Here is a 24,903-nt window from a genome sequence, read left to right on the forward strand (position 1 = left end):
ACCATGTCCGACACCTCCTTCGCCTCCCTCCAGCTCCCCGCCCCCTTCCTCGCCAACCTCACCCAGCTCGGCTACCACGAGATGACCCCGGTGCAGGCCGCCACCCTGCCGCTGGCGCTGGGCGGACGCGACCTGATCGCGCAGGCGAAGACCGGCAGCGGCAAGACCGCCGCTTTCGGCATCGGCATGCTGCTGCGCCTGAACCCGGCGCTGTTCGCGGTGCAGGGCATGGTGCTGTGCCCGACGCGCGAACTGGCCGACCAGGTCGCGAACGAACTGCGGCGCCTGGCGCGCGGCATCGGCAACGTGAAAATCGTCGTGCTCACCGGCGGCATGCCGATGCGCCCGCAGATCGCCTCGCTGGAATTCGGCGCCCACATCGTGGTCGGCACGCCGGGCCGCATCCAGGATCACCTGGGCAAGCGCACCCTCGAGCTGGCGCGCCTGCGCACCCTGGTGCTGGACGAGGCCGACCGCATGACCGACATGGGCTTCTACGACGAGATCGCGGCCATCGTGCGCGAATGCCCGTCGCACCGCCAGACCCTGCTGTTCTCGGCCACCTACCCGGACGACATCCGCGAAGCCACCGGGCGCTTCCTCAACAATCCGGAAGAAGTCGCGGTCGAGACCCGCCACGAGCCGACCCGCATCGCCCAGTCTTTCTTCGAGATCGGCTTCGAGAACCGCTTCGAGGCGGCGGCGCGCCTTCTGGCCCACTACCAGCCGGCCTCCGCGATCCTGTTCTGCAATACCAAGGCGCGCTGCCGCGAGCTGGCCGACTACCTGCGCGCGCAGGGATGGTCGGCGCGCGCGCTGTACGGCGAGATGGAGCAGCGCGACCGCGACGAAACCCTGGCCCTGTTCGCCAACCGCAGTTGCACGGTGCTGTGCGCCACCGACGTCGCCGCGCGCGGCATCGACGTGGCCGGCATGGAAGCCGTCATCAACGTCGACGTCTCGAAGGATCCGGAAGTGCACGTGCACCGCATCGGCCGTACCGGCCGTGCCGGCGAGTCCGGCCAGGCGCTGACCCTGGTCGCGCCGAACGAGAAAAAGTGGGTCAAGCTGATCGAGGAATACCAGCAGACCGAAGCCGAGTGGCAGCCGCTGACCGAACTCGGCGAGGAGATCCACCCGGGCGAACCGGCGGCCATGCTGACCCTCGCCATCGCCGGCGGCAAGAAGGACAAGCTGCGCCCCGGCGACCTGCTGGGCGCCCTGACCGGCGACGCCGGCCTGCACAAGGACCAGGTCGGCAAGATCCAGATCGGCGAATTCTTCAGCTATGTGGCGCTGGACCGCCGGGTTGCCGAACAGGCCCTCGAGCGCCTGAACGGCGGCAATCCGCTGGGCCCGGAGTTCGGCACCGTCAAGGGCCGCAACTTCAAGATGCGCTTCATCGACGTGTGACGCGGCGGCCCGATACTGCTGAGTTGTAACAGCGCGTAACAGGCGCGCACGGTTGAGTGCACTACAGGGCGCCCGCCCTGTAATTCTGGCATGATTTGCTACAAATACAGGTTAGCAAAATGACCAGCACACTTACTACCGGACCCGAGCAGCAGCACCTCGAAGGCCGCACCGTCAGGGACATCGTCGAGCACGATCCCGCGCAGGTCAACGAGGTCTGGTGCCGCAAGATTTTCCGCCAGCTCCTGCAGTCGCTCGAACTGCAGTACGCCATGCGCATGCCGCACCGCGCGATCACGCCGGATACGGTGGTCTTCCACGACAACGGCGAACCCCTGCTGCTGCCGACCGCGGTCGACGACAAGGAAGCCGACGAAGCGGGCGACCTCACGGCGCTGGCGCGGCTCGTGCATTTTGCGATCACGCGCGAACTGGCGCCGGAAGGCCCGCTGCACGGGCGCCGGCTGGAAGGCTACAGCGAGTCCCTGATCACCGCCGTCGACCGCTGCATGGCCAGCGATCCCGCCGAGCGTCCGCGCACCATCGACGAGCTGCGCCACATCCTCGGCATCGTCTCGCTCGGCCCGGTCGCACCGGCGATCCTGCCGCCCGACGCCGCGCTGGATGCGCCCGCCACGCCCGCCATGACGATGCCCGCGACGGCGCCCGTCGCGGTGCCGCTGGACGCGCCGTTCGCGGCCACCGGGCCGGACCTCAAGATCATGTCGGCAGCCGATCCGCTGCCCTCCTTCCTGCGCGAAGCGGACAGCACCAGGCCGCGTCTTGCGGGCGGCCTGACGCGCTGGCAGCGCTGGGCCCTCGCCGGCGGCGGCGGCGCGCTGCTGCTGGCAGTCGCGCTGGCCCTGTTCGCCGAGCTGCGCGACTCGGGCTCCTACGACCACATCGTACTGACCCTGCCCCAGTCCGGCGAGCAGGCGCACAACGACGCCGCCTCCGTACCGCCGCCACCTGCGGCGGCCCAGGACGGCACCGGCCAAACTGCCGCACAGTCGCCGGACGCCGCCATGCCGCCCACCGCGCAACCGCAGTCCGACGCCCCCGCGATGGCAGCCCAGAACCTGCCGCCGCCAGCAGCGGGAGCAGGAACAGGAGCAGCGGCCAGGCCGAACGCCGCGGGACCGGCCGCATCGGCCACCTACCGCCTGCAGATCCAGCCCTGGGGCGTGGTCTACGTCGACGGTGTCGACCGCGGCGTCAGCCCGCCGGTCAAGCGCCTCGTGCTGCCCCCGGGCCGGCACACGATCCGCATCGCCAATCCGAATTTCCACGACCGCGTGCTCGAAGTCGACACCAGTGCCGGCGGCGGCCAGATCGCCGTCGACTTCAGCGACGAGCCGCGATGAGAACCACCAGCAAAGCGAGCCCGCCGACATCCATGACCAAGCAGCGACTTCACCTTCTTGCCCTTGCCCTTGGCGGCACCCTCTTCCTCGGCGGCTGCGCCGAGTTCCCGATCTTCGACCAGAAGGCGCCGCGCTCGCCCTCGCATCCGAAAGTCTCGGCACCGCGCGCCACGCCGGCGGCCGAGCGCGATGCCTCGCCGCCGCGCGAGGCAGCCAGCCGCGCACGCGACCGCGATGGCGACGGCGTCCCCGACAACCAGAAGGAAAGCGGCCTGCGCGAAGGCATCCGCCTGTACAACGAGGGCGATTTCAATGGCGCGATCCGGCGCCTCTCGGCGCGCGACGTCAACAACGGTCCGCTGGCCACGCGCCTGATGGCGTTGAAGTACCAGGCCTTCAGTTATTGCGTGACCTCGCGTCCGGCACCCTGCCGCCAGGCCTTCGACCGCGCCCTGCGCCTCGATCCCTCCTTCGACCTGGCGCCCGGCGAACACGGCCACCCGCTGTGGGGCCCGGTCTTCACCAAGGCCAAGCAGGCCGCCGGCCAGCGCTGAGGCGCCGGCCCGGCTTGCCTGTTCAGAAGGGCAAGAGCCGGCGCTGCAGCGGGCGGATGTCCTTCTTGAGGAAGCCGGCCACCAGCGGGTCGGCGACGAAGTCGAGTTTCTCGTAGAAGGCGCGGTTGTCCGCCATCGGCTGCAGCAGCACGCGCGGGATGCCCAGGTCGATGCAATGCCGTTCGATCTGCTGCATCAACCATTCGCCGACGCCGCGGCCGCGGTGCTCGCGCAGGACGATCAGGTCGGATACGAAACAAAATTGCGGCGGCGCCAATTCCAGGCGGGCGATGGCGACCCGCTTCTTCCCGGACTCGACCGTGACCCAGCGGGCCTGGCCGCCCCATTGGCCGCTCGCGCCCAGCGCAGAGGTATCGCGGTTGTCCCAGCCGGCATTCTTGCGGAAAGCCAGCAGGACTTTCTCGGACAAAGGCGCACTCAGGACATGGAAGGACAAAGAAGTTTGCATTGGAGAATTTTTGTGAACTATTCCCAAGCATAGTCCGAGCGTCCATTGGTGACGCCACTGCGTTTGTAAAACTAGCAAACCATTTGTAAGCAAATGTTTCTAGTTGTATCCTGGTATTTACAATAGGCGGTTACATCGCTGCCCCGGCACGGGCCGCGGTGTTAGCATGCCGCATGTCCAAATCTCCGCACTCTACATTCGACGCAATCGTGGTCGGCACCGGTCCCGGCGGCGCCAGCGTGGCGCGGGAACTGGCCATGCACGGCGCCAGGGTCGCGCTGCTGGAACAGGGCGGCGGTCAGCCCTTGCGCGGCAGCCTGGTCCAGATGGCGGGCATGGCCGCAGTGCCCGGCAAGGGCGCCTTCGTCCACCGCGACGCCTCCCTGCTGGTGCGCGCACTCACGCTGGGCGGCACCTCGACCATCAACTTCGCCACCGCGGCGCCCCCGCCTGCGGCCATGTTCGCCGCCCACGGCATCGACCTCGCGCCGGCACTGGCCGAACTGCGCGCCGAACTGCCGATGGCGCCATTGCCGGACAATCTGGTCGGTCCGATGGCAACCCGCATCATGGAAGCGGCGCGCGAACTGGCCCTGCCCTGGGCCAAGCTCGACAAGCTGATCCGGCCACAAGCCTGCCGCAGCGGCTGCTGGCGCTGCGTCACCGGCTGCCCGTATGGCGCGAAATGGACGGCGCGCGATTTCGTCGACGAGGCGCTGCGCCATGGCGCGCACTTGCGCACCGGTGCGCGCGTGACACGGGTACTGGTCGAGGATGGCCGCGCGTGCGGGGTGGAAGCGGCGATCGATGGCGCAACGCAGCGCATCCGCGCCGGCCGCGTGGTGCTGGCCGCAGGCGGCATCGGCAGTCCGCGCCTGCTGCGCGCCTCCGGCTTGATGGACAGGCCGGCGGCCTTCTTCAGCGATCCGGTGGTGGCGGTGATGGGCAGCGTCGACGATATCGACGGCGGCGCCGAGGTGCCGATGGCGGCCGGCGCCAGCTGGCATGCGGACGGCATCGCGCTGGCCGACCTGACCCTGCCGCAGGCCATGCACCAGGGCTTCGCGCTGCAGGCCGGGCGCGTCGACCGCCTGCTGGCGCATCGCCGCACGCTCAGCATCATGGTCAAGATCCGCGACGGGATCGGCGGGCGCATCGGCCCGCGCTGGGTCGACAAGACCCTGCAGCCGGCCGACCGCGAAAAATTCGACAAGGGCATCGCGATCGCGCGCAGCATCCTCGAGCGCGCCGGCGCCCATCACATCTTCGCCAGCCACCACTTCGCGGCCCATCCCGGCGGCAGCCTGCGCATCGGCGAGCAGGTCGATGCCGGGCTGGCCACGCCGACGCCAGGCCTGTACGTCTGCGACGCCTCGGTGATTCCGGAACCCTGGGGCCTGCCGCCGACGCTCACCCTGCTCGCGCTGGGCAAGCGCCTCGGCAAAGCGCTGAGCGAATCACCGAGCGCGACGACCGCTTGAGGAGAGCGCCGCGCGCAGGCGGCGCAAGGCTCAGGCCTTGACGTTGACGCTCGCAGGGAAGCCCGGTGCGCGGCGCCGCCGGCTGGCCTGCTCGTAGGCGTAGGCCATGCCGATCAGGCTCGCCTCGGTCCAGGCGGTGCCGACGAAGGAGATCCCGACCGGCAGGCCGGCCACATAGCCGGCCGGCACCGTGATGTGCGGGTAACCCGCCACCGCGGCCGGCGAGGAAAAGCTGCCGCCGTAATGATCGCCGTTGATGTAATCGGTCAGCCAGGCGGTGCCGCCGGTCGGCGCGACCAGCGCGTCCAGCTTTTCGTCTTTCAGGACCTTGTCGATGCCCTCTTCGCGCGCATAGCGGTGGTTGTTGGCCAGCGCCTCGCGGTAGGTCTTGTCGTCCAGGCCCGGCTTCTTTTGGGCCGCGACCAGGTGCTCCTGGCCGAAGTGCTGCAGCTCGCGGCCGGCGTTCTTCTCGTTGAAGGCGATGATGTCGGCCATGCTCTTGACCGGTGCATGCGGCGCGTAGTCGCGCAGCCAGGCTTCCAGGTCCGGGCGGAACTCGGCCAGCAGCACTTCGAGTTCGCTGTCGCCGTACTTGTCGACGTTCGGCACCTCCACGTCGACCAGAGTCGCGCCCTGCGCCTTCAGGACCGCCAGCTCTTTTTCGATGAGGGCGTCGATGGCCGGGCTGCTGCCGAAGAAGTTGCGGGCCACGCCGATGCGCTTGCCCTTGAGGCCGTCGGTGCGCAGCGCCGCCGCATAATCCGTGGCCTTGCCCTGGGCGTCCCTGGTTGCCGCATCGTCGGCATCGACGCCGGCGATCGCACCCAGCAGCAGGGCCGCATCGGCCACGCTGCGCGTCATCGGACCGGCCGTGTCCTGCGAATGCGCGATCGGGATGATGCCGCTGCGGCTGACCAGGCCCAGGGTCGGCTTGATGCCGACGATGCCGCAGGTCGACGAGGGCGAGACGATCGAGCCGTCGGTTTCGGTGCCGATGGTCAGGGTTGCCAGGCTGGCTGCCGCCGCCGCACCGGAACCGGCACTGGAGCCGCTGGTGTTGCGGTCCAGCGCATACGGATTGCGGGTCTGGCCGCCGCGGCCGCTCCAGCCGCTGACCGAATGCGTCGAGCGCATATTGGCCCACTCGGACAGGTTAGTCTTGCCGAGGATGATGACGCCCGCCTCGCGCAGCTTTTGCGCGACGAAGGCATCCTTGCCGGCACGGACGCCGGCCAGGGCCAGCGAGCCGGCGGTGGTGCTCATCTTGTCGGCGGTAGCGATGTTGTCCTTGATCAGGACCGGAATGCCGTGCAGCGGACCGCGCAGCTTGCCCGCCTTGCGTTCGCGGTCGCGTTCTTCGGCGATGGCGACGGCGTCCGGGTTCAGTTCGATCACGGCATTGATGCGCGGGCCGGCCTTGTCGATGGCGGCGATGCGCGCCAGGTATTGCCGCACCAGGGACTTCGAACTCAGCTTGCCGGCCGCCATCTGCGCCTGCTGCTCCTGGACGCCGGCGTCCAGGATACTGGAACCTGCCGCGTTTTTCGATGTGGCGGCGCTGGCCACCTGCGCCATCCCGGCCGCCGCGCCTGCCGCCACACCCGCACCCACGCCAAGCCGAACGAAATCCCTGCGTTTCATACAATCCTCCGTGTCAGATAATGCATGAGCATAGCAGTTAAGTTGCCCATGTGACACGCATGCTTGTGGCGGCGCCCTTAGCGCGGACGGTATTGCGGCAGATTCGGTGCGCGCAGGCGTTCCGGCATCCCGCGCGCCATGCCTTGCATCGGATGGTCCACGCCTTCTTTTGCCGGGCGCGCCAGTTCGGCGGCGGCACAGCAGGCCTCGGCATCGAGGGCACGGCTTTTCCGGTAACGGCAGAACATGCAGACTTGCGGTTTGTTCATGGTATCATCCCCTTAAAGCGGAACACGATTCCGAATTATAACCAGAACGTTGTTCCGTTTAATAGATATTTTTTATGGATACGAAGTCGAACCAGGAAGAAGTGGTAAAAGGCGCGGACGATCAGCCGCGCAGCAAGCGTGTCGACGCCCAGCGCAATCTGCGCGCTCTGCTGGAGGCGGCGATGGAAGTGTTTGCGCAATCGGGCGTCGATGCGCCGGTGCGTGCGATCGCCGAGCGTGCCGGCGTCGGCGTCGGGACGGTCTACCGCCATTTCCCGCAGCGTGCCGATTTGATCGTCGCGGTGATGAAATCGCAGATCGACGACTGCGCGGACGCCGCGGCGACGCTCGCCGCCGAGCACGAACCCGGCGAAGCGCTGGCGCGCTGGATGCAGCGTTACGCGGATTTCATTCTGACCAAGCGCGGCTTATCCCACGCGCTGCAGTCGGGCGATGCGGCCTATGCGGCGCTGCCGGATTATTTTTATGCGCGCCTGCGCCCTGCCCTGGCGTCGCTGCTGCAATCGGCGGTCGAGAAAAACGCGATCCGGCCCGGCTTCTCGGCCGATGAACTGCTGCGCGCGGCGGCCACGCTGTGCAAGGCGAATCCGGACGAGGATCCGGCGCTGACGCGCAGGATGGTGGGCCTGTTGGTGGATGGCCTGCGCTGCCGGAATTGAACGGCGCAGGCAAAAAAAAACGCTGCCGAGGCAGCGTTTTTTCGTTCAGCGATACCAAGGAATTAGTTACGCACGACTTTCTTGTACTCGGCGGTACGGGTGTCGATTTCGATGACGTCGTCCTGGTTGACGAACAGCGGCACCTGGATGGTGAACTGCTTCGACTCGATGGCGTTTTCCAGCTTCGCTTCTTTCATCACGTTACCCGAGGTGTTGCCCTTGACGGCCGGCTCGGTGTAGATGACTTGACGTGCGATGGTGATCGGCAGTTCGACCGAGATGGCCTTGCCGTCGTAGAACACGGCTTCGCATTCCATACCGTCTTTCAGGTAGTTGATGGCGTCGCCCAGGTTCTCTTCTTCGATTTCGTACTGGTTGTACTCTTCGTCCATGAAGACGTACAGCGGATCGGCGAAGTACGAGTAGGTCACCGGCTTCTTGTCCAGCACGACCACGTCGAACTTGTCGTCGCCGCGGAACACGTTTTCCAGCGGTGCGTTGGTCAGAAGATTCTTCATCTTCCACTTGTAGGTGAAGCCCGTGCGGCTCGAGCCGTTGACGTCGGAACGCAGCACGATGAAGGGCTTGGCATCGACCATAATGATGTTGCCAACACGGATTTCTTTAGCGGGTTTCATAGGAATTATTAACCAAAAAATGAGTTGCTGTAACCGAGCATCATACCATGTTATTTTTCCGCCGCCTACCGAAGCGACCGGACGAAACTCAGCAGATTGCTCACCAAATCGCCATTTGCCAACATCTGCGTTTCCCACTCCCGGGCGCGGCGCGTCATCGTTGGCAATTCGGCTTGCAGGGACGGCCAGAGCGCGTCCATGTGTCCTTCCCGCGCATCGTTCCAGCGCAGCGAAAAGTCGACCAGGGCCTGCACATTCACCGCATACTTCTGCAGGAACGCGCGGAGTTTAACATGATGCAAGTTTTCATCTTGCGGATAGATGTGCCAGAGGAAAGGACGGGCTGCCCATTGCGCGCGGACCCAGGAGTCCTCGCCGCGCACGACATTGAAGTCGCAGGCCCAGAGCAGGCGATCATAGTCGGTCTGCGGCATGAAGGGAATCACCCTGAGCGTCAGCGCGCCCTGTGTTGCGGCGGCGCCCGCGTTCGGCTCGGCGCCGATGAAGGCCCGCACCTGCTCGCGCGCCACGCCTTCCGGCACCAGGCAAGTCACTTTAGTGCTGCCCTGCTGCCACACCTGGAACAGCTCCGCCACCGGCGCGTGCGGATAGCAGAACAGGCTGACCTTCAGCGAATGCATCTCCTCCGCGCCGACGCCGAAACGTCCGAGGAAAGCCGCCATCGCCGCGGGGTCGGCCTGGAAACGTTCGCGCTCTTCGACCAGGCCGCGCTCGCGCAGCAGGCCGCCGGTTTTATCCGTGAATCCCGGGAAGAAGAAATGCTTGGTCAGTTTCAGGCGCGGGTGCATGGACGGCAGGCTGTGGCAGCCTTCGACCCATTCCTCGGCGCTCAAGCCTTCGTAATTGAGCCAGACCGGACGCGGCTCGCATTGGGCCATCGCTTCGATATAGCCAGGCGGGATGTCGACGCCGAAAAACTCGATCACCACATCCGGAATATCGGCCGGCGCGAATGCGCCTTCGTTGTCGGGCCAGTGGCGCACGGCGATGCCGCCGATGTCCTGCAGCGCAGCCTGCGTATCGACGGCCGGCCAGATGCGGCGGAAACTCGCCAGGTCGTCGACCCACAGCGTCACCGCGATCCCGTGCTCGCTGTGGAATTGGCGCGCCAGGCGCCAGCAGATGCCGATGTCGCCGTAGTTGTCGACGACTTTGCAAAAGATCGCAAGGGTGCGGGGGAATTCGAGGGACATGATCGTTTGAAAAGAATGGTACGACCAAATAGAAAAACCGGAGCACCTTTCCGCATGCGCGGGCGGTCTGCTCCGGTTTTTTGACTGGCGTCCCCACGGGGATTCGAACCCCGGTACTCACCGTGAAAGGGTGATGTCCTAGGCCTCTAGACGATGGGGACCTAAAACTCTTTACTGCTAAAACTTGGTGGAGGTAAGCGGGATCGAACCGCTGACCTCTTGCATGCCATGCAAGCGCTCTCCCAGCTGAGCTATACCCCCCAATTCGTGCAGCCCGATTGCTGCTGCACTCAATAAAAGAGCCGCTCAAGGCGGCTCCTTGCAATGCTGGCGTCCCCACGGGGATTCGAACCCCGGTACTCACCGTGAAAGGGTGATGTCCTAGGCCTCTAGACGATGGGGACCTAAAACTGTTTTTACTACCTTATGTACTACATTTACTGCCTCGATGGCGCCCTGCTGGGTGGGCAACATCGTAATTCTTGGCGTCCCCACGGGGATTCGAACCCCGGTACTCACCGTGAAAGGGTGATGTCCTAGGCCTCTAGACGATGGGGACCCTGGACTGCTATAAAACGACTCCCTCGAAACTTGGTGGAGGTAAGCGGGATCGAACCGCTGACCTCTTGCATGCCATGCAAGCGCTCTCCCAGCTGAGCTATACCCCCGTTTCGGGAAGACAGTATCATAACATACTGCTTTTACTTCTAACAGCATCGTTTTCACAACGCTGGTACTACCTATTCCAGGGGTCAGATCCCGGTTTACTCGGGTGGGCTCTGACCCCTCTGAATTCTTGGCGTCCCCACGGGGATTCGAACCCCGGTACTCACCGTGAAAGGGTGATGTCCTAGGCCTCTAGACGATGGGGACCCTGGACTGCTTTACTGCTTCTACTTCAGAGTTGGTGGAGGTAAGCGGGATCGAACCGCTGACCTCTTGCATGCCATGCAAGCGCTCTCCCAGCTGAGCTATACCCCCGCAGCGCTGAAGTGCGAGCATTATAGCGGAGGGTCTTGCATTTCGCAAATAGCCAACGAGGGTCGTTTACAGACCTTTCTGAATGCGCGCCAGCACGGTCTCGCGGCCGAACAGTTCCAGCACGGCGTCGATGGCGGGGGTCTGCAGCTGGCCGGTCACCAGCAGGCGCAGCGGCATCGCCAGCTGCGGCATCTTCAGGCCATTCGCTGCCAGCACTTCCTTCATGGCGGCGGACAGCGCCGGCTTGCTCCATTCCACGGTCTGCAGCTTCTCCGCGAACTGCGCCAGCGCCGGACGCACGGCATCGGTCAGGTGCTGGGCCAGCAGCGCAGCATCCGGATTCGGCGTGCGGAAGAACAGCATCGCCGCATCGGCCAGTTCGTTGATGGTGTTGGTGCGTTCCTTCATGAGGCCCAGCACTGCGGCGAGCGGCGGCGCGCCCTCGAACTGCGCGCCTTCGCGCTCCATGATCGGACGCGCCAGGCCGGCCAGGCGCTCGTTGTCCGACTGCTTGATATAGTGGTTGTTCAGCCAGGCGAGCTTTTCGGGATTGAACTGGGCCGCCGACGCGGTCAGGTGCTCCAGGTTGAACCACTCGGTGAACTGCGCCATCGAGAAGATCTCGTCGTCGCCGTGGCTCCAGCCCAGGCGCGCCAGGTAGTTCAGCATCGCCTCCGGCAGGAAGCCCTGCTCCGGGTACTGCATCACGCTGACGGCGCCGTGGCGCTTCGACAGTTTCTGTCCATCCGGGCCCAGGATCATCGGCAGGTGGCCGTACTGCGGCAGTTCGGCGCCCAGCGCACGCAGGATGTTGATCTGGCGTGGCGTGTTGTTCACGTGGTCGTCGCCGCGCAGCACGTGGGTGATCTTCATGTCCCAGTCGTCGACCGCGACACAGAAGTTGTAGGTCGGGGTACCGTCGCCGCGGGCGATGATCAGGTCATCGAGTTCCTTGTTGCCGATCGTGATCGGGCCTTTGACCACATCGGTCCAGGTGACTTCGCCGTCGAGCGGGTTCTTGAAGCGCACCACCGGCTTGACCCCTTCCGGCACCGGCGGGAGCTGCTTGCCCTCTTCCGGGCGCCAGGTGCCATCGTAGCGCGGCTTCTCCCCTAGAGCGCGCATGCGTTCGCGCATCGCTTCGACTTCTTCCGGCGTGCAATAGCACAGGTAAGCAGTACCGGCTTCCAGCATGCTCTTGATGACTTCGCGGTAGCGGTCCATGCGCTGCATCTGGTAGAACGGGCCTTCGTCGTGCTCCAGGCCCAGCCACTTCATGCCGTCCAGGATCGCCTGCACCGCTTCCGGGGTCGAGCGCTCCAGGTCGGTATCTTCGATGCGCAGGATGAAGGTGCCGCCAAAGTGGCGGGCGTAGGCCCAGGAATACAGCGCGGTGCGGGCGCCGCCGAGGTGGAGATAGCCGGTCGGGCTGGGAGCAAAACGGGTACGGACAGTCATGGGTGTTATATAGAAATGGAGTGATATACCAAGGCGGCTATTTTACAGGCTTGTCACTTTGCCTGGCACGCCCTCGCTTCGCATCTCTTGCACGACACGTAATTACTTTACAGAAATTAAGAAAATGGCTACCCTCTCGTATTCCATCAGCATTTTCATCACTTTTCCCGGCCCTCCCTGACGTTCCACCCATGTCGAACGACCCCAGCATCGCTGCCATCGCGCCCCTGCGCGGAGAATTCTCCTGCGCCACCACGGAGATCGGTTTTCTGCACCAGCAGTCGGCCGTGATCCTGCGCGACCTGCGCCGCGGCTTGCTGCTGTCCTCGCTGTTCTATCTGGTGTTCGGCGCTGCCGACATCGCGGCGCTGGGCCTCGAGGGCGCCGCCGCGCCGCTGCTGGCGCGGCTGACGATTCCTTTCATCGCCATGGCCTGCCTGTACTACGCGCGGCGGCCGAATGCCGGCGTGCGTGCGCCCTGCCATGCGGCGAGCGCTTTTACCCTGTTATGGGGCGCCAGTTACTTTGTGGTGATCAGCTACCGCCCCGGCGACATCCTGCTGCACGCGATGTCGTGGGCCGTGATGGCGATGGTGATCCACATCCTGATCCCGAACCGGCTGATCTGCGCCGCCACGATCTCGATCGGCGCGACCCTCGCCTTCCTCGCGCTGGCCTGGCACCAGCATGCGGTCGGCACCCGCTTCCTGACTTCGCTGACCATGCTGCTGATCTGCGCCAATGTGTTCGGCGTGACCGTCGCCCAGCGCCACGCGCGCCTGTGGCGCGAGCAGTACTGGGCCCAGCAGGTGTTGACGAATTTGTCGATCCGCGACCCGCTGACCGGCTCCTACAACCGGCGCCACCTGAACGCCGGCCTGCTCGACGGCGAAATCGCACGCGCCCGCCGCTACCGCCTGAGCCTGTCGCTGATCATGTGCGACCTCGACGGCTTCAAGAAGATCAACGATACCTATGGTCACCACGCCGGCGACGAAATGCTGCGCAGCTTCGCCACCCTGGTGCAGACGATGACCCGCGATGCGATCGACACCGTGGTGCGCTACGGCGGCGAGGAATTCCTGATCATCCTGCCCGAGACGCGGCTCGACGGCGCCCTCGAACTGGCCGAGCGCGTGCGCGCAGCCTTTGCCGAGCAGCGTGTCGAGGTCGATGGCGTCCAGCTCGGCACCACGGCGAGCTTCGGCGTGGTCGGTGCGGAATTCGGCGGCAGCCATGCCGTCACACCGCAGGGCATGATCGCGCTGGCCGATCAGCTGATGTACGAGGCCAAGCATGCGGGGCGCAATCTGGTGCGGGCGAAGCAGCTTGGGCAGCGGGTCGAGACTGTGGGACGGACCGGGTAAGCGCGTGGGCTCGGAGCCCACCCTACCGGCGGCGATACACGTGGGGTGGACACCCCGTGTCCACGTAAATCTATGCGGTACGATGCAGCCTGACCGGCTGCGCCCCATCCAGGGCCCGCGCCCGCAGCTGCCCGCAACCGCCGTCGACGTCCTGTCCGGCCGAGTCGCGCAGCTTGGTCAGAATCCCACGTTCGAACAGCCATGCCGCGATGGCATGCGCCTTGTCCCAGCCGGGCCGCTGGAACGGCAGGCCTTCGTTGGCGTTATACGGAATCATGTTCAGCACGGCGTACTTGCCGCGCAAGAGTTCGATGAGGGCGTCCAGCTCGTCCTGGCCATCGTTCACGCCTTCCAGCAGAGTCCACTGGTACTGGATCGGGTAGCCGGTCAGGCGTGCATAACGCTCGCCCTCCTCTACCAGCTCGCGCGGCGTCAGGCGCGGCGCGCGCGGCAGCAGCTTTTCGCGCAAGGCCGGCCTGGTGGTATGCAGCGACAGCGCCAGCGCCGGCTTCACGCGGCCGGCCGGCAGGCGCTCGAACACGCGCGGGTCGCCGACGGTCGAGAACACCAGGTTCTTGTGCGCGATATTTCCCTCGACGCCCAGCAGCTCGATCGCTTCCATCACGTTGTCGAGATTGTGGGCCGGCTCGCCCATGCCCATGAAGACCACTTTCTTGACCGGCCGCTGGCGGCGCGCCAGCACGACCTGGGCGACGATCTCGCCGCTCGTCACCTGGCGGATCAGGCCGCCCTGCCCGGTCATGCAGAACCGGCAGCCGACCGCACAGCCGACCTGGCTCGACACGCAAACGCCATCGCGCGGCAGCAGCACCGATTCGACGGTCTGGCCATCAGCCAGGCCGACCAGCAGCCGCGCCGAGCCGTCTTCCGCCGGGTGGGTGCTGAGGATGCGTGCCAGGCCGTCGAGTTCCTGGTCGATCTGCGGCAGGGCTTCCCTGACCGGCTTGGGCAGGAAGTCCATGGGACGGCGTCGGCCGTGGTCGTGGCCGGCGTTGCGGACCCAGTCGCGCAGGATGCGGTCTTCGTGGAGTGGGAGGGCGCCGAGGGCGCGCAGGCGGGTGCGGAGGGATTCGATGCGCATCTTGTTGACCCGTCGTTCCCGCGGAGGCGGGAACCCAAGTTCTGCATGCGTGTCGACAACTCAACAAACTTGGATTCCCGCCTGCGCGGGAAGTCGGGTTGGGCAATGCCCGACACGACAGGATAGCTATTTAGTCGTTCTTGACGACGATGGTCGGGAACTTGGCGCTCATGTCCTTCGCCTTTTCCGCCACCTTCACCGCCACCTTGCGCGCGATCTGCTTGTAAATAGCGGCGACCGGACCGTCCGGCTCGGCCACCACGGTCGGCGTGCCGGCATCGGCCTGCTCGCGGATCGACAACTGCAGCGGCAGGCGGCCGAGGAAGTCGACGCCAAAGTCGGCGCACATCTTTTCGCCGCCGCCTTCGCCGAAGATCGCCTCATGATGGCCGCAGTTCGAGCAGATGTGCATGCTCATGTTCTCGACCACGCCCAGGATCGGGATGCCGACCTTCTCGAACATCTTCAGGCCCTTGCGCGCGTCCAGCAGGGCGATGTCCTGCGGGGTGGTGACGATCACGGCGCCGGTGACCGGCACTTTCTGCGACAGGGTCAGCTGGATGTCGCCGGTGCCCGGCGGCATGTCGACGATCAGGTAGTCCAGTTCGCGCCAGTTGGTCTGCTCCAGCAATTGCTGCAGGGCCTGGGTGACCATCGGGCCGCGCCAGACCATCGGCTCGTCCGGATCGATCAGGAAGCCGATCGACGAAACTTGCACGCCATGGTTCTCCAGCGGCTCCATGGACTTGCCGTCCACGGTTTGCGGACGGCCATTGATGCCCAGCATGGTCGGCTGCGAGGGGCCGTAGATATCGGCGTCCAGCACGCCGACGCTGGCACCTTCCGCGGCCAGTGCCAGCGCCAGGTTGACGGCGGTGGTCGACTTGCCGACGCCGCCCTTGCCCGAGGCCACGGCGATGATGTTCTTCACGTTCGGCATGACCTTCAGGCCACGCTGGACGGTGTGCGAGATGATCTTCGAGCTGACGTTGACGCTGACGTTCTGCACGCCAGGCAGCTTGCGCAGCGCCTCGATCACGCTGTTGCGCACCAGGGCGAACTGGCTCTTGCCCGGGTAGCCGAGTTCGATATCGAGGGCGATATTGCCGCCGTCGACCTGGATGTTCTTGGCCAGGCGGGTGCTGACGTAATCTTTGTTGGTATTGGGATCAATGACCGCCGACAGGGCAGTCTTGACGTCTTCTACAGTGATGCTCATTGGGTTCTCCGGGTGTGATGCGCAAGAGTTTAGCGTATTTCAAGCTGAAGCACCCTCTGACCGTTTAGGGTCATCCGCTGGTAAAATGCTTTTTTTCACCTATCGACTCCCCTTTTCGATCATGACACGCAAGCTGTTCGTCACCACCGCCCTGCCCTACGCCAACGCCGCCTTCCACATCGGCCACATGATGGAATACATCCAGGCCGACATCTGGGTCCGCTTCCAGCGAATGCAGAAGGACGACGGCCAGCAGCGCACGGTGCACTTCGTCGGCGCCGACGATACCCACGGCACGCCGATCATGATCGCCGCCGAAAAGGAAGGCGTGACGCCGCAGGAGTTCGTGGCGCGCATCGCCGCCGGCCGCGCGCAATACCTGGACGGCTTCCACATCGCCTTCGACAACTGGTATTCGACCGATTCGCCGGAAAACGTCGAGCTGTCGCAGGGCATCTACCGCAAGCTGGTTGACGCCGGCCTCATTTATACCAAGACCGTCGACCGCTTCTACGACACCGCCAAGGGCATGTTCCTGGCCGACCGCAACATCAAGGGCGAGTGCCCGGTCTGCCACGCCAAGGACCAGTACGGCGACAACTGCGAAGTCTGCGGCGCCGCCTACCAGCCGACCGAGCTGATCAATCCGTTCTCGGTGTTCACCGGCTCGACCCCGATCCTGAAGCCGTCAGAGCAGTATTTCTTCAAGCTGTCCGACCCGCGCTGCTTCCAGTTCCTGAAGGAATGGCTGAACACCCCGGGCCGCCTGCAGCCGGAAATGGTCAACAAGGTCTCGGAATGGCTCGGCGAGAACGGCGAAAAGCTGGCCGACTGGGACATTTCGCGCGACGCGCCCTACTTCGGCATCCCGATTCCTGATGCACCGGGCAAGTTCTTCTACGTCTGGCTGGACGCGCCGGTCGGCTACCTGGCATCGCTGAAGAATTACTTCGAAAAGAAGGGCCTCGACTACGAAGCCTTCCTGAACGACCCGGCCGCCGAGCAGGTGCACTTCATCGGCAAGGACATCGTCTCCTTCCACCTGCTGTTCTGGCCGGCGATGCTGAATTTCTCGAAGCACCCGATCATCGACAAGCTGAAGGTCAATGTCCACGGCCACCTGACCGTGAACAACGAAAAGATGTCGAAGTCGCGCGGCACCGGCATCTCGCCGCTGCGCTACCTGGAACTCAAGATGAATCCGGAGTGGCTGCGCTACTACCTGGCGTTCAAGCTGAACAGCAAGGTCGAGGACCTGGACTTCACCGGCGAAGACTTCGTCGCCCGCGTCAACAGCGACCTGATCGGCAAGTACGTGAACATCGCCAGCCGCTGCGCCGGCTTCATCGCCAAGAAATTCGACGGCAAGCTGGCCGCCGAGCTGTCGCCGAAAGCGAAGGAATGGATCGCCCGCGCCCTGAACGGCGAAGACGGCGAGCGCCAGACCGCCATCGCCGCCAGCTACGAAGCACGCGAGTTCGGCCGCGCCCTGCGTGAAATCATGGCCATCGCCGACGTCGCCAACCAGTACGTCGACGAGAACAAGCCCTGGCTGCTGGCCAAGGACGAAACGAAGGTCGCGGAACTGCACGAAGTCTGCACCACCGCGCTGATCCTGTTCCGCCAGCTGAGCATCATGCTGTCGCCGGTACTGCCGCACGTGGCGTCGCGCGTCCAGGAATTCCTGGGCGATGCCGCCTTCTCGTGGGAAGACACCCAGGGCGAGAACGTCTACAACAGCATGCTGGGCCGCACCATCGGCGCCTACAGCCACCTGATGCAGCGCGTGGATGCCAAGATGGTCGAGGATCTGTTCGACAAGCCTGCCGCACCAGCCGTTGCCGCCCCGGCCCCGGCCGCCAGCGCCGCCAAGCCGGAAGCGCCGGCCGCCGACCTGCCTGCCGCCGAAGCCGGCGATATCGAAGAACTCGCGCCGGAAATCTCGATCGACGACTTCACCAAGATCGACCTGCGCGTTGCCAAAATCGTCAACTGCGAACACGTCGAAGGTTCGAGCAAGCTGCTGCGCCTGACCCTGGACGTGGGCGAAGGCCGCTACCGCAACGTGTTCTCGGGCATCAAGTCGGCTTACCAGCCGGAGCAGCTGATCGGCAAGCTGACCGTGATGGTCGCCAACCTGGCGCCGCGCAAGATGAAGTTCGGCGTCTCGGAAGGCATGGTGCTGTGCGCCTCCGCCAAGGACGAAAAGACCGATCCGGGCCTGTACGTGCTGGAACCGATCGCGGGCGCCAAGCCGGGCATGCGTATCCGCTGAGCTATTAATTTCCGTGCAAGCGTAGCTATAATGCGCTTTTTCGAAACTCTTGAGTGGTAGCAAATAAAATGACCGAATACAAAGCCCTGCGACACATCCCGCAAGCGAACCTGTTCCGTCAAGGCGACGTCTTTGTGCTGTTCGGCGAGCTGTTCGGCCGTGGTTACGTGAACGGCCTGATCGACGAAGCGCGCAAGGCCGGCATGACCATCCTGGGCATCACCGTGGGCCGCCGCAACGACGACGGCACCCTGCGCGCCCTGACCGCCGAAGAGCATGCGGAAGCGGAAGCCAAGCTGGGCGGCCGCATCATCAACGTGCCGCTGATGGCCGGTTTCGACATGGACGCACCGGCGGGCGAACAGAACCCGACCGAGATGCTGTCCGGCGTTACCCTCAAGAGCTGGCAGGAAGACAAGCTGGACTGGGACAAGATCGAGCAGTGCCGCCAGGCCGGCGTGGCCCGCTTCACCGAGTCGGCACGCCAGTCGATGCTTGAGATCGACAAGCTGATCCCGGACGGCGCGAACGTCTTCTTCGCCCACACCATGGCCGGCGGCATCCCGCGCATCAAGGCTTTCCTGGCCATCGCCAACCGCATCTACAAAGGCCGCGGCGAGCGCTTCATGTCCTCGCGCGCCCTGCTCGACAGCGACCTGGGCAAGCTGATCCTGATGAACTTCGATGAAGTCTCGGCCAACACCCTGAAGCACCTGATCGACGCGTCCGCGGCGATCCGCGCGCGCGTCGAATCGAAAGGCGGCCAGGTGCGCTACACGGCCTACGGCTACCACGGCACCGAGGTGCTGATCGGCGGCGAGTACAAGTGGCAGACCTACACCAACTACACCCAGGGCTACGCCAAGATGCGCCTGGAGTCGATCGCCGAAGCCGCCTGGAAACAGGGCATCGCCGCGACCGTCTTCAACTGCCCGGAAATCCGCACCAATTCGTCGGACATCTTCGTCGGCGTCGAACTCTCGCTGTTCCCGCTGCTGGCTGCGCTGAAGAAGGAAGACGGCGGCGCCTGGGCGCAGGCACAATGGGATGCCTGCGAACGCCTGCTGAACGAAGGCGAGTCGGTGCAGGGCATCCTCGACAAGCTGGAAACCTACCTGCAGACCGACACCCTGGCCGGCTACCGCAACTACGAAGCCTGGCCGATGGACAATTCGCCGGAACTGGCCGAGCTGATGATCGGCACCGCCGACGAGATCACCGGCCTGCACCAGGACAAGAAGGCGCTGGTCACCGACCTGCTGTCTTCGCTGGTGGTGGAAGGCACCGGTCCGCTGATGTTCCATGGCGCGGCCGAGAAGATCGCGCCGGTGCTGTGGCTCAACCACGACATCATCGCCCGCCAGCTGAACGCGCAGCACAAGTAAGACGCTGCCGCGCGGTAAAATCGAACGTTTGCACTTTTTGAGAATGTAAAGAGCACCATGGGCCTGTTCACGAAACACTCGAATTACGAATCCGACCACACCAAGTTCATCAAGGAACTGAAAGAAAAGACCCCGGGCATGGACGAGCGCCAGGTTGCCGGCCGCTCCCTGCTGTGGGACAAGGCGCCGCTGTCGCTGGACGAACAGCGCCGCATCGCCGAATCGCGCCTGCGCCAGAACGCCTACCCGTATCAGACCAAGGTCTGAGTCCGGCTGAGGGCAGAGGCTGACGACGATGGCGCCCGAGCAGGCGGCCGGCGCCCCGGCGCTTCCTGAAGGGAGTGCCGATTCCACGCCGGACGGCGACACCATCCTCGACGCCGACCTGCAGGCGTCGAGCGCAGCACACGATGCGGCCGAGGGCGCCATCGCCCGCCTCTACGGCGAGCCGCTGCTGCGCCTGCCGAACGACCTGTACATTCCGCCCGACGCGCTCGAAGTCTTCCTCGATGCCTTCGAAGGTCCGCTCGACCTGCTGCTGTACCTGATCCGCAAGCAGAACTTCAACATCCTCGACATCCCGATGGCGCAGGTGACCCTGCAATACCTGGAATACGTCGAGCAGATCCGCAAGAGCAACCTGGAGCTGGCGGCCGAGTACCTCTTGATGGCAGCGATGCTCATCGAGATCAAGTCGCGCATGCTGCTGCCCAAGCGCCAGGACGACCTGGTGGAGGATGTCGGCGATCCGCGCGCGGAGCTGGTACGGCGCCTGCTGGAATACGAGCAGATCAAGACCGCCGCGCAACAGGTCGGCTCCCTGCCCCAGCTGGACCGCGACTTCCTGCGACCCTCGCTGCCGGTCGAGCAAGGGCTGGCGCCGGTATGGCCGCATGTCGACCCGCACGATCTGCAGCGCGCCTGGATGGACGTGCTGCGCCGCGCCAAGCTGACCCAGCATCATCGGATCGGCCGCGAGGAACTCTCGGTGCGCGAGCACATGTCGGCGATCCTGCGTACACTGCAGTCGAACCGCTTCGTTGAATTCTCGGACCTGTTCCAGGGGCAAGCCAGCGTGCCGGTCGTGGTCGTGCACTTCGTGGCCATGCTCGAGCTGGCCAAGGAAACCCTGATCGAAATTACCCAGGCCGAACCATTCGCGCCGATCTACGTCAGGCTGGCATATTCGCCGGCCTGAGCCTTACAAAGACACCATGAAAATCATCTCCACCATCGACGAACTGCGCGACCAGCTGCGCGGACAACTGCGCACCGCCTTCGTTCCGACCATGGGCAACCTGCACGAGGGCCACCTTTCGCTGATGCGCCTGGCGCGCCGGCACGGCGACCCGGTGGTCGCCTCGATCTTCGTCAACCGCCTGCAATTCGGCCCGAACGAAGACTTCGACAAATACCCGCGCACCTTCCAGGCCGACGTCGAGAAGCTGGAAAGGGAAGGCGTCTACGTGCTGTTCGCGCCGACCGAGAAGGACCTGTACCCGGAGCCGCAGGAATACCGCGTGCTGCCGCCCAACGACCTGGGCAACATCCTCGAAGGCGAGTTCCGCCCGGCCATGTTCCCGGGCGTGTGCACGGTGGTGACCAAGCTGTTCTCCTGCGTGCAGCCGCGCGTGGCCGTGTTCGGCAAGAAGGATTATCAGCAGCTCATGATCATCCGTAACATGGCGCGCCAACTGGCGATGCCGACCGAGGTCATCGGCGCCGAGACCTTCCGCGCCGACGATGGCCTGGCGCTCTCGTCGCGCAACGGCTACCTGTCCAGCGACGAGCGCGCCGAGGCGCCTTTCCTGTACCAGACGCTCAACTACGTGGCCGAGCAGAGCCGTGCCGGCCATGGCGACTTGCTGGCCCTGGAACAGGAGGCGATGGACCGCCTGGCGGCCCGCGGCTGGAAGCCGGACTACGTCTCGATCCGCAAGCGCATGAACCTGCAGGCGCCGAGCCGTGACGAATACCTTGCCGGCGAGCAATTGGTCGTCCTGGCTGCGGCCAAGCTGGGCAATACGCGCCTGATCGATAATCTGGAAATCTGAAGCACGCTACTTTCTTATTTGAAATTACCCTGTAGATTTTGGCAATTCCGTTTGCTAGAATGTACAGGGCAACACTTTTTACCCAAACCACGTAAAAAGATTCAAGGAGTAGTCCCGTGACCGACATGGCCACCACCCAGATGCGCAAGGGCCCGCCCAAGCTGAGCGACGCCGTCCAGCGCATCCCAGCGAACACCGGCTCGCACGCGATGAGCGACGCCTTCCAGATCTTCGATACCCTGTCGACCCTGGCCCAGACCGGCGAAGCGATCACCGTCTATCCGATGGGCCAGGATTGCGTCATGGCGCGCATCGACGCCGTCGATCCGGACCGCCGCTCCTTCATCCTCGACCTGGCCGAAGACAGCATCCTGGCCGAGGGCAAGGCGGACTTCGTGGCCTCGCTGGGCGGGAATGCCAAGATCCAGTTTTCGCTGGACGCCAACTGGAGCATCGTGAGCGGCCGCAGTCACGCCGTCGAGCTGCCGCTGCCGGACAGCTGCCAGGTACTGAACCGGCGCGCCGAAGCCCGCCTCGACACCCCGCTGGGCGGCCACTACGGTGCCCGCTTCACCTATCTCGGCAAAGTGTTCGAGCTGCCGCTGTACGACTTCTCGGTCGGCGGTGTCGGCCTGCGTGCGACGCCGGAGCAGGCCTACGAGCTCTACGTCGGCAAGAAGCTGGAAGGCGTCGAACTGGAACTCGGACCGTCGCTGAGCATCATGGCCGACCTCGAAATCCGCCTGCTGCGCCCCTTCCGCACCTTCCTGCTGGGTGAGCAGGTGCAGGTCGGCTGCCGCATCTCGAACATCAGCATGCAGATGAAGCAGCGCCTGGAGCGGGCCGTGAGCAAGGTGCAGCTGAAGCGCTGAAGTTTTGCGCTCGGCACCAGCCTCAGGTGGTGACGCTCTGCGCCCAGGCCAGCGCACTCAGATGCGCCTTGTTGACATCCAGCGGACTGATCTCGAGCGCGGCCGCCATCGACGCCACCAGCTGCGAATTCAGCTCGCAGGCCTCGGCCAGCGCCAGGTAGGGACCGTAGGCGCCGCCGCGCGTCAGCAGCGCCCGCACCACCTCTTCCGGCAGCTGGATGGTGTCCAGCACTTCCTTCATCGGCAGGCCCAGCAGGCGGTCCAGCAGCGAGAACATGCCGGCGACGAACAGGTATTCGCTCTCCGCGCGCGGCAGGAATTTCTGGCCCAGCAGTTCGCACAGGCGTGCGCGCACGACCGCGGTTTCCATCAGCACCGGCGAGTAGCCGCTCGAGCTGGCCGTGGCCAGCAGCAGCACCAGCCAGCGGTACAGCGGCGCGTAGCCGAGCATGGCGATGGCCTGGCGCAGCGACTCGACCTGGCGGCCGGCGCCGAAACCCGCCGAGTTGATGAAGCGCAGCAGCTTGTAGATCAGGGCCGGGTCGCGCTTGAGCACCGCTTCGATCTTAGGCACGTCCTCGTTGTTCTGCACCATCTGCATCAGCTGCAGGATGATGGCCTGGGCCGGATTCATGCCCTTGACGTTGCCGCCGGTGCGCGGCGTCAGGTGCAGCTTGCCCACAAAGGCATCCAGGCCCAGCGCGGCGCAGGCGTCGTAGTCGGCCCAGGTCGCGACCGGGCGGCCGACCATGCGCAGCTGCGATTGCTTGACGGCCGCATAGGTGCGCGCCTGGGTTGCGACGTCGGCGCCCGTGAAGCGTACTTCGGCGTAGGAAGCCACCGAGGACAGGTTCTTGCCCAGCAGGTCGAGATTGGCGCCGCGCAGCGAAATGCCGACGCCGCCCACGCGCAGGGCCTGCACGGCGGCGCGGGTGTCGGGATTGGCGAGTTCGCGGGTGCTCATCGAGAGCACGGTGCGCTCCGGCGGCAGCGCGTGCAGGGCATCCGTCGAGAGCATGGCCGGCACGGCGTCGAGGAACAGCAGCTTCTCGCGCAGCAGCCAGCCGTGCTCTTCGTCGACCAGCTGCTCGGCCACGAAGCCGACCAGCGATTCGAGGTCGGCGGCGCCGACTTCCCTTCCGTTCTGCTGTTGCCAGCAGAGTTCATAACCAATCACGCGCTGCTTGGGGTCAAGCAGAGGTTCACGGACGATGAAGTTGGTCTGATGCATTTTATGAACACCGGGTGAAACTGGGGAGACACGATGCGCCGTCCGCAGGCGCACCGCTACATCGGGAGATCAGAAGCCGAGGCTGTCCAGCAGGTCGTCGACCTGGCCCTGGTCGGCCACCACTTCGCTGTTGCCCTCAGGGTTGATCTGCGGGCCATTGATTAAGCTGTTACTGAGCAGGCCGTTGTCGAATTCGCGCTTGACCTCGGCCGGGGCGAAATCGACCAGTACCTGGACCAGCTGCTTTTCCAGGTTCTGGGCGATGCCGGTGATGCGCTTGATCACCTGGCCGGTCAGGTCCTGGAAGTCCTGGGCCATCATGATGTCCATCAGATGACCGCGGGTGGCGGCGGCGCTGCTGCGCGATTCGGCGAGCGAGGCGACGGTGCGTTCGGCCAGCGCGCGCCATTCCGGCGAGCCTTCGCCGCTGTCGAGCAGCGACTGCCAGGCCTTGGTGAGTTCCACGGCCGCGCTGTCGATGCCGTCCTGCAGCGGTGCGGCGGCGTCGGTCGCGTCCAGCACGCGCTTGGCGGCATCTTCCGACAGGCGCGCCACGTAATCGAGACGGTCGCGCGCATCCGGGATGTCGCTGGCGGCTTTTTCGATCAGCTTGTCCAGGCCCAGTCCGCGCAGGCTCTCGTGGAGCGCGCGGGTCATGTGCCCGATCCGGCTCAGGACCTCGTCGTGCGAGCCCGGGTCGGCCGTCTGCTCAGTCATTTTACTTCCCCATCTTTTCGAAAATCTTGTTCAGCTTTTCGTCCAGCGTGGCGGCAGTGAAGGGCTTGACCACATAGCCGTTGGCGCCCGCTTGCGCGGCCGCGATGATGTTTTCCTTCTTCGCTTCGGCGGTCACCATCAGCACCGGCAGGCCGGCCAGGGCGGGATCGGCACGGATGTTCTGCAGCATGGTCAGGCCGTCCATGTTCGGCATGTTCCAGTCCGAGACCACGAAGTCGAACTGTTCGCTGCGCAGTTTGGCCAGGGCCATGACGCCGTCTTCGGCTTCGTCAACGTTGGCGTAACCCAGTTCCTTCAACAGATTCCGCACGATGCGGCGCATCGTCGAGAAATCGTCAACAACTAAAAAACGCATCTTTGGATCAGCCATGAATTACTCCGTTGTTACTCTATCTGAATATATTGGTTGGACTTCGGCACTGCGTGGACTGCTGCACTGCGAAACAGGCCTAAGCATAGCATTTTTGTTGCTCTACGGCGATAAAACCGAGGGGAAAG

Annotated in this window: 23 protein-coding genes and 7 tRNA genes; 12 read left to right on the forward strand and 18 right to left on the reverse strand. The window is 64.8% G+C overall.

Translation table 11 applies throughout. From position 1 onward, the window contains the following. Positions 1-3 precede the first annotated feature (3 nt). The 3 genes from dbpA to NX782_RS13220 all read left to right on the forward strand — a co-directional run bounded on the left by dbpA (position 4) and on the right by NX782_RS13220 (position 3,331). Positions 4-1,413, forward strand: a complete 1,410-nt coding sequence (gene dbpA, locus NX782_RS13210; RefSeq protein ID WP_258845931.1) for an ATP-dependent RNA helicase DbpA — start codon at positions 4-6, stop codon at positions 1,411-1,413. Between the two features lie 119 nt (positions 1,414-1,532). Next, positions 1,533-2,777, forward strand: coding sequence for a serine/threonine-protein kinase (locus tag NX782_RS13215; protein WP_258845932.1), 1,245 nt, complete (start codon positions 1,533-1,535; stop codon positions 2,775-2,777). A gap of 32 nt (positions 2,778-2,809) precedes the next feature. Then, positions 2,810-3,331: a TssQ family T6SS-associated lipoprotein gene (locus NX782_RS13220; RefSeq protein WP_258845933.1), complete on the forward strand. Its 522-nt coding sequence runs from the start codon at positions 2,810-2,812 to the stop codon at positions 3,329-3,331. Positions 3,332-3,353: 22 nt separating this feature from the next. Here the strand turns inward: NX782_RS13220 and NX782_RS13225 are convergent, their stop codons facing one another. Then, positions 3,354-3,761, reverse strand: a complete 408-nt coding sequence (locus NX782_RS13225; RefSeq protein ID WP_258845934.1) for a GNAT family N-acetyltransferase — start codon at positions 3,759-3,761, stop codon at positions 3,354-3,356. A 212-nt stretch (positions 3,762-3,973) separates the two neighbouring features. Between NX782_RS13225 and NX782_RS13230 the strand changes: the two genes are divergently transcribed. Continuing rightward, positions 3,974-5,281, forward strand: coding sequence for a GMC family oxidoreductase N-terminal domain-containing protein (locus tag NX782_RS13230; RefSeq protein WP_258845935.1), 1,308 nt, complete (start codon positions 3,974-3,976; stop codon positions 5,279-5,281). 30 nt (positions 5,282-5,311) lie between these two features. Here the strand turns inward: NX782_RS13230 and NX782_RS13235 are convergent, their stop codons facing one another. Then, a complete protein-coding gene (locus NX782_RS13235) occupies positions 5,312-6,922 on the reverse strand; it encodes an amidase (protein WP_258845936.1) in 1,611 nt (536 codons plus the stop codon). A 77-nt stretch (positions 6,923-6,999) separates the two neighbouring features. Next, a complete protein-coding gene (locus NX782_RS13240) occupies positions 7,000-7,191 on the reverse strand; it encodes a hypothetical protein (RefSeq protein ID WP_258845937.1) in 192 nt (63 codons plus the stop codon). A 74-nt stretch (positions 7,192-7,265) separates the two neighbouring features. On the opposite strand from NX782_RS13240, the gene NX782_RS13245 reads away from it, so the two are divergent. After that, positions 7,266-7,871, forward strand: coding sequence for a TetR/AcrR family transcriptional regulator (locus NX782_RS13245; RefSeq protein ID WP_258845938.1), 606 nt, complete (start codon positions 7,266-7,268; stop codon positions 7,869-7,871). Between the two features lie 62 nt (positions 7,872-7,933). Here the strand turns inward: NX782_RS13245 and NX782_RS13250 are convergent, their stop codons facing one another. The 10 genes from NX782_RS13250 to gltX all read right to left on the reverse strand — a co-directional run bounded on the left by NX782_RS13250 (position 7,934) and on the right by gltX (position 12,162). Beyond that, positions 7,934-8,509 (reverse strand): elongation factor P, encoded by a 576-nt coding sequence (locus NX782_RS13250; protein ID WP_258845939.1) that lies wholly within the window; start codon positions 8,507-8,509, stop codon positions 7,934-7,936. 65 nt (positions 8,510-8,574) lie between these two features. Next, positions 8,575-9,723: an elongation factor P maturation arginine rhamnosyltransferase EarP gene (gene earP / locus NX782_RS13255; protein WP_258845940.1), complete on the reverse strand. Its 1,149-nt coding sequence runs from the start codon at positions 9,721-9,723 to the stop codon at positions 8,575-8,577. 85 nt (positions 9,724-9,808) lie between these two features. After that, a tRNA-Glu gene (locus NX782_RS13260) sits at positions 9,809-9,884 on the reverse strand. A 24-nt stretch (positions 9,885-9,908) separates the two neighbouring features. Then, positions 9,909-9,984: transfer RNA gene (locus NX782_RS13265), tRNA-Ala, on the reverse strand. 67 nt (positions 9,985-10,051) lie between these two features. After that, positions 10,052-10,127: transfer RNA gene (locus tag NX782_RS13270), tRNA-Glu, on the reverse strand. 79 nt (positions 10,128-10,206) lie between these two features. Next, positions 10,207-10,282: transfer RNA gene (locus NX782_RS13275), tRNA-Glu, on the reverse strand. A gap of 33 nt (positions 10,283-10,315) precedes the next feature. Continuing rightward, a tRNA-Ala gene (locus tag NX782_RS13280) sits at positions 10,316-10,391 on the reverse strand. 129 nt (positions 10,392-10,520) lie between these two features. Next, positions 10,521-10,596: transfer RNA gene (locus tag NX782_RS13285), tRNA-Glu, on the reverse strand. Between the two features lie 32 nt (positions 10,597-10,628). Continuing rightward, positions 10,629-10,704: transfer RNA gene (locus tag NX782_RS13290), tRNA-Ala, on the reverse strand. A 66-nt stretch (positions 10,705-10,770) separates the two neighbouring features. Beyond that, positions 10,771-12,162, reverse strand: a complete 1,392-nt coding sequence (gene gltX, locus NX782_RS13295) for a glutamate--tRNA ligase (RefSeq protein ID WP_258845941.1) — start codon at positions 12,160-12,162, stop codon at positions 10,771-10,773. Positions 12,163-12,353: 191 nt separating this feature from the next. On the opposite strand from gltX, the gene NX782_RS13300 reads away from it, so the two are divergent. Next, positions 12,354-13,529 carry a GGDEF domain-containing protein gene (locus tag NX782_RS13300; RefSeq protein ID WP_258845942.1) on the forward strand — a complete coding sequence of 392 codons (1,176 nt, stop codon included), beginning with the start codon at positions 12,354-12,356 and terminating at the stop codon, positions 13,527-13,529. Positions 13,530-13,599: 70 nt separating this feature from the next. On the opposite strand, the gene NX782_RS13305 is transcribed toward NX782_RS13300, so the two are convergent. Continuing rightward, the gene (locus NX782_RS13305) at positions 13,600-14,631 is read right to left on the reverse strand and encodes an RNA methyltransferase (protein WP_258845943.1); all 1,032 of its coding nucleotides are present in this window, start codon (positions 14,629-14,631) and stop codon (positions 13,600-13,602) included. 130 nt (positions 14,632-14,761) lie between these two features. Beyond that, on the reverse strand, positions 14,762-15,850 hold the full coding sequence (gene apbC / locus NX782_RS13310) for an iron-sulfur cluster carrier protein ApbC (protein WP_258845944.1): 1,089 nt from the start codon (positions 15,848-15,850) through the stop codon (positions 14,762-14,764). Between the two features lie 121 nt (positions 15,851-15,971). On the opposite strand from apbC, the gene metG reads away from it, so the two are divergent. From metG to NX782_RS13340, 6 genes are all read left to right on the forward strand, one after another. Further along, positions 15,972-18,125, forward strand: coding sequence for a methionine--tRNA ligase (metG, locus tag NX782_RS13315; RefSeq protein ID WP_258845945.1), 2,154 nt, complete (start codon positions 15,972-15,974; stop codon positions 18,123-18,125). Positions 18,126-18,193: 68 nt separating this feature from the next. Continuing rightward, a complete protein-coding gene (locus NX782_RS13320) occupies positions 18,194-19,510 on the forward strand; it encodes an enoyl ACP reductase FabMG family protein (protein WP_258845946.1) in 1,317 nt (438 codons plus the stop codon). 57 nt (positions 19,511-19,567) lie between these two features. Then, positions 19,568-19,777, forward strand: a complete 210-nt coding sequence (locus NX782_RS13325) for a DUF3460 family protein (protein WP_258845947.1) — start codon at positions 19,568-19,570, stop codon at positions 19,775-19,777. Between the two features lie 28 nt (positions 19,778-19,805). Next, the gene (locus NX782_RS13330) at positions 19,806-20,708 is read left to right on the forward strand and encodes a segregation and condensation protein A (protein WP_258845948.1); all 903 of its coding nucleotides are present in this window, start codon (positions 19,806-19,808) and stop codon (positions 20,706-20,708) included. Positions 20,709-20,724: 16 nt separating this feature from the next. Continuing rightward, on the forward strand, positions 20,725-21,564 hold the full coding sequence (gene panC, locus NX782_RS13335) for a pantoate--beta-alanine ligase (protein ID WP_258845949.1): 840 nt from the start codon (positions 20,725-20,727) through the stop codon (positions 21,562-21,564). 125 nt (positions 21,565-21,689) lie between these two features. Then, complete coding sequence (locus NX782_RS13340) at positions 21,690-22,436, forward strand: flagellar brake protein (RefSeq protein ID WP_258845993.1); 747 nt, start codon at positions 21,690-21,692, stop codon at positions 22,434-22,436. Positions 22,437-22,458: 22 nt separating this feature from the next. Here NX782_RS13340 and NX782_RS13345 read toward each other — a convergent pair whose 3' ends face one another. From NX782_RS13345 to cheY, 3 genes are all read right to left on the reverse strand, one after another. Further along, positions 22,459-23,667: an EAL and HDOD domain-containing protein gene (locus NX782_RS13345; RefSeq protein ID WP_258845950.1), complete on the reverse strand. Its 1,209-nt coding sequence runs from the start codon at positions 23,665-23,667 to the stop codon at positions 22,459-22,461. Between the two features lie 69 nt (positions 23,668-23,736). Next, positions 23,737-24,384 (reverse strand): protein phosphatase CheZ, encoded by a 648-nt coding sequence (cheZ, locus tag NX782_RS13350; RefSeq protein ID WP_258845951.1) that lies wholly within the window; start codon positions 24,382-24,384, stop codon positions 23,737-23,739. Position 24,385: 1 nt separating this feature from the next. Beyond that, positions 24,386-24,775 (reverse strand): chemotaxis response regulator CheY, encoded by a 390-nt coding sequence (gene cheY / locus NX782_RS13355; RefSeq protein WP_230021946.1) that lies wholly within the window; start codon positions 24,773-24,775, stop codon positions 24,386-24,388. Positions 24,776-24,903: the final 128 nt, after the last annotated feature.

This window comes from Massilia norwichensis, from assembly GCF_024753245.1.
In the GTDB taxonomy this organism is placed as follows: Bacteria; Pseudomonadota; Gammaproteobacteria; order Burkholderiales; family Burkholderiaceae_D; genus Telluria; species Telluria norwichensis.

What these genes read in the sequence shown, in the direction of transcription:
- gltX (WP_258845941.1), bottom strand. Translation starts at nt 12,162, where the DNA reads ATGACTGTCCGTACCCGTTTTGCTCCCAGCCCGACCGGCTATCTCCAC.
- NX782_RS13240 (WP_258845937.1), bottom strand. Translation starts at nt 7,191, where the DNA reads ATGAACAAACCGCAAGTCTGCATGTTCTGCCGTTACCGGAAAAGCCGT.
- NX782_RS13330 (WP_258845948.1), top strand. Translation starts at nt 19,806, where the DNA reads ATGGCGCCCGAGCAGGCGGCCGGCGCCCCGGCGCTTCCTGAAGGGAGT.
- NX782_RS13325 (WP_258845947.1), top strand. Translation starts at nt 19,568, where the DNA reads ATGGGCCTGTTCACGAAACACTCGAATTACGAATCCGACCACACCAAG.
- NX782_RS13250 (WP_258845939.1), bottom strand. Translation starts at nt 8,509, where the DNA reads ATGAAACCCGCTAAAGAAATCCGTGTTGGCAACATCATTATGGTCGAT.
- NX782_RS13340 (WP_258845993.1), top strand. Translation starts at nt 21,690, where the DNA reads ATGGCCACCACCCAGATGCGCAAGGGCCCGCCCAAGCTGAGCGACGCC.
- NX782_RS13215 (WP_258845932.1), top strand. Translation starts at nt 1,533, where the DNA reads ATGACCAGCACACTTACTACCGGACCCGAGCAGCAGCACCTCGAAGGC.
- NX782_RS13220 (WP_258845933.1), top strand. Translation starts at nt 2,810, where the DNA reads ATGACCAAGCAGCGACTTCACCTTCTTGCCCTTGCCCTTGGCGGCACC.
- panC (WP_258845949.1), top strand. Translation starts at nt 20,725, where the DNA reads ATGAAAATCATCTCCACCATCGACGAACTGCGCGACCAGCTGCGCGGA.
- cheY (WP_230021946.1), bottom strand. Translation starts at nt 24,775, where the DNA reads ATGGCTGATCCAAAGATGCGTTTTTTAGTTGTTGACGATTTCTCGACG.
- NX782_RS13245 (WP_258845938.1), top strand. Translation starts at nt 7,266, where the DNA reads ATGGATACGAAGTCGAACCAGGAAGAAGTGGTAAAAGGCGCGGACGAT.
- NX782_RS13345 (WP_258845950.1), bottom strand. Translation starts at nt 23,667, where the DNA reads ATGCATCAGACCAACTTCATCGTCCGTGAACCTCTGCTTGACCCCAAG.
- earP (WP_258845940.1), bottom strand. Translation starts at nt 9,723, where the DNA reads ATGTCCCTCGAATTCCCCCGCACCCTTGCGATCTTTTGCAAAGTCGTC.
- NX782_RS13320 (WP_258845946.1), top strand. Translation starts at nt 18,194, where the DNA reads ATGACCGAATACAAAGCCCTGCGACACATCCCGCAAGCGAACCTGTTC.
- NX782_RS13305 (WP_258845943.1), bottom strand. Translation starts at nt 14,631, where the DNA reads ATGCGCATCGAATCCCTCCGCACCCGCCTGCGCGCCCTCGGCGCCCTC.
- dbpA (WP_258845931.1), top strand. Translation starts at nt 4, where the DNA reads ATGTCCGACACCTCCTTCGCCTCCCTCCAGCTCCCCGCCCCCTTCCTC.
- NX782_RS13235 (WP_258845936.1), bottom strand. Translation starts at nt 6,922, where the DNA reads ATGAAACGCAGGGATTTCGTTCGGCTTGGCGTGGGTGCGGGTGTGGCG.
- apbC (WP_258845944.1), bottom strand. Translation starts at nt 15,850, where the DNA reads ATGAGCATCACTGTAGAAGACGTCAAGACTGCCCTGTCGGCGGTCATT.
- cheZ (WP_258845951.1), bottom strand. Translation starts at nt 24,384, where the DNA reads ATGACTGAGCAGACGGCCGACCCGGGCTCGCACGACGAGGTCCTGAGC.
- NX782_RS13300 (WP_258845942.1), top strand. Translation starts at nt 12,354, where the DNA reads ATGTCGAACGACCCCAGCATCGCTGCCATCGCGCCCCTGCGCGGAGAA.
- metG (WP_258845945.1), top strand. Translation starts at nt 15,972, where the DNA reads ATGACACGCAAGCTGTTCGTCACCACCGCCCTGCCCTACGCCAACGCC.
- NX782_RS13230 (WP_258845935.1), top strand. Translation starts at nt 3,974, where the DNA reads ATGTCCAAATCTCCGCACTCTACATTCGACGCAATCGTGGTCGGCACC.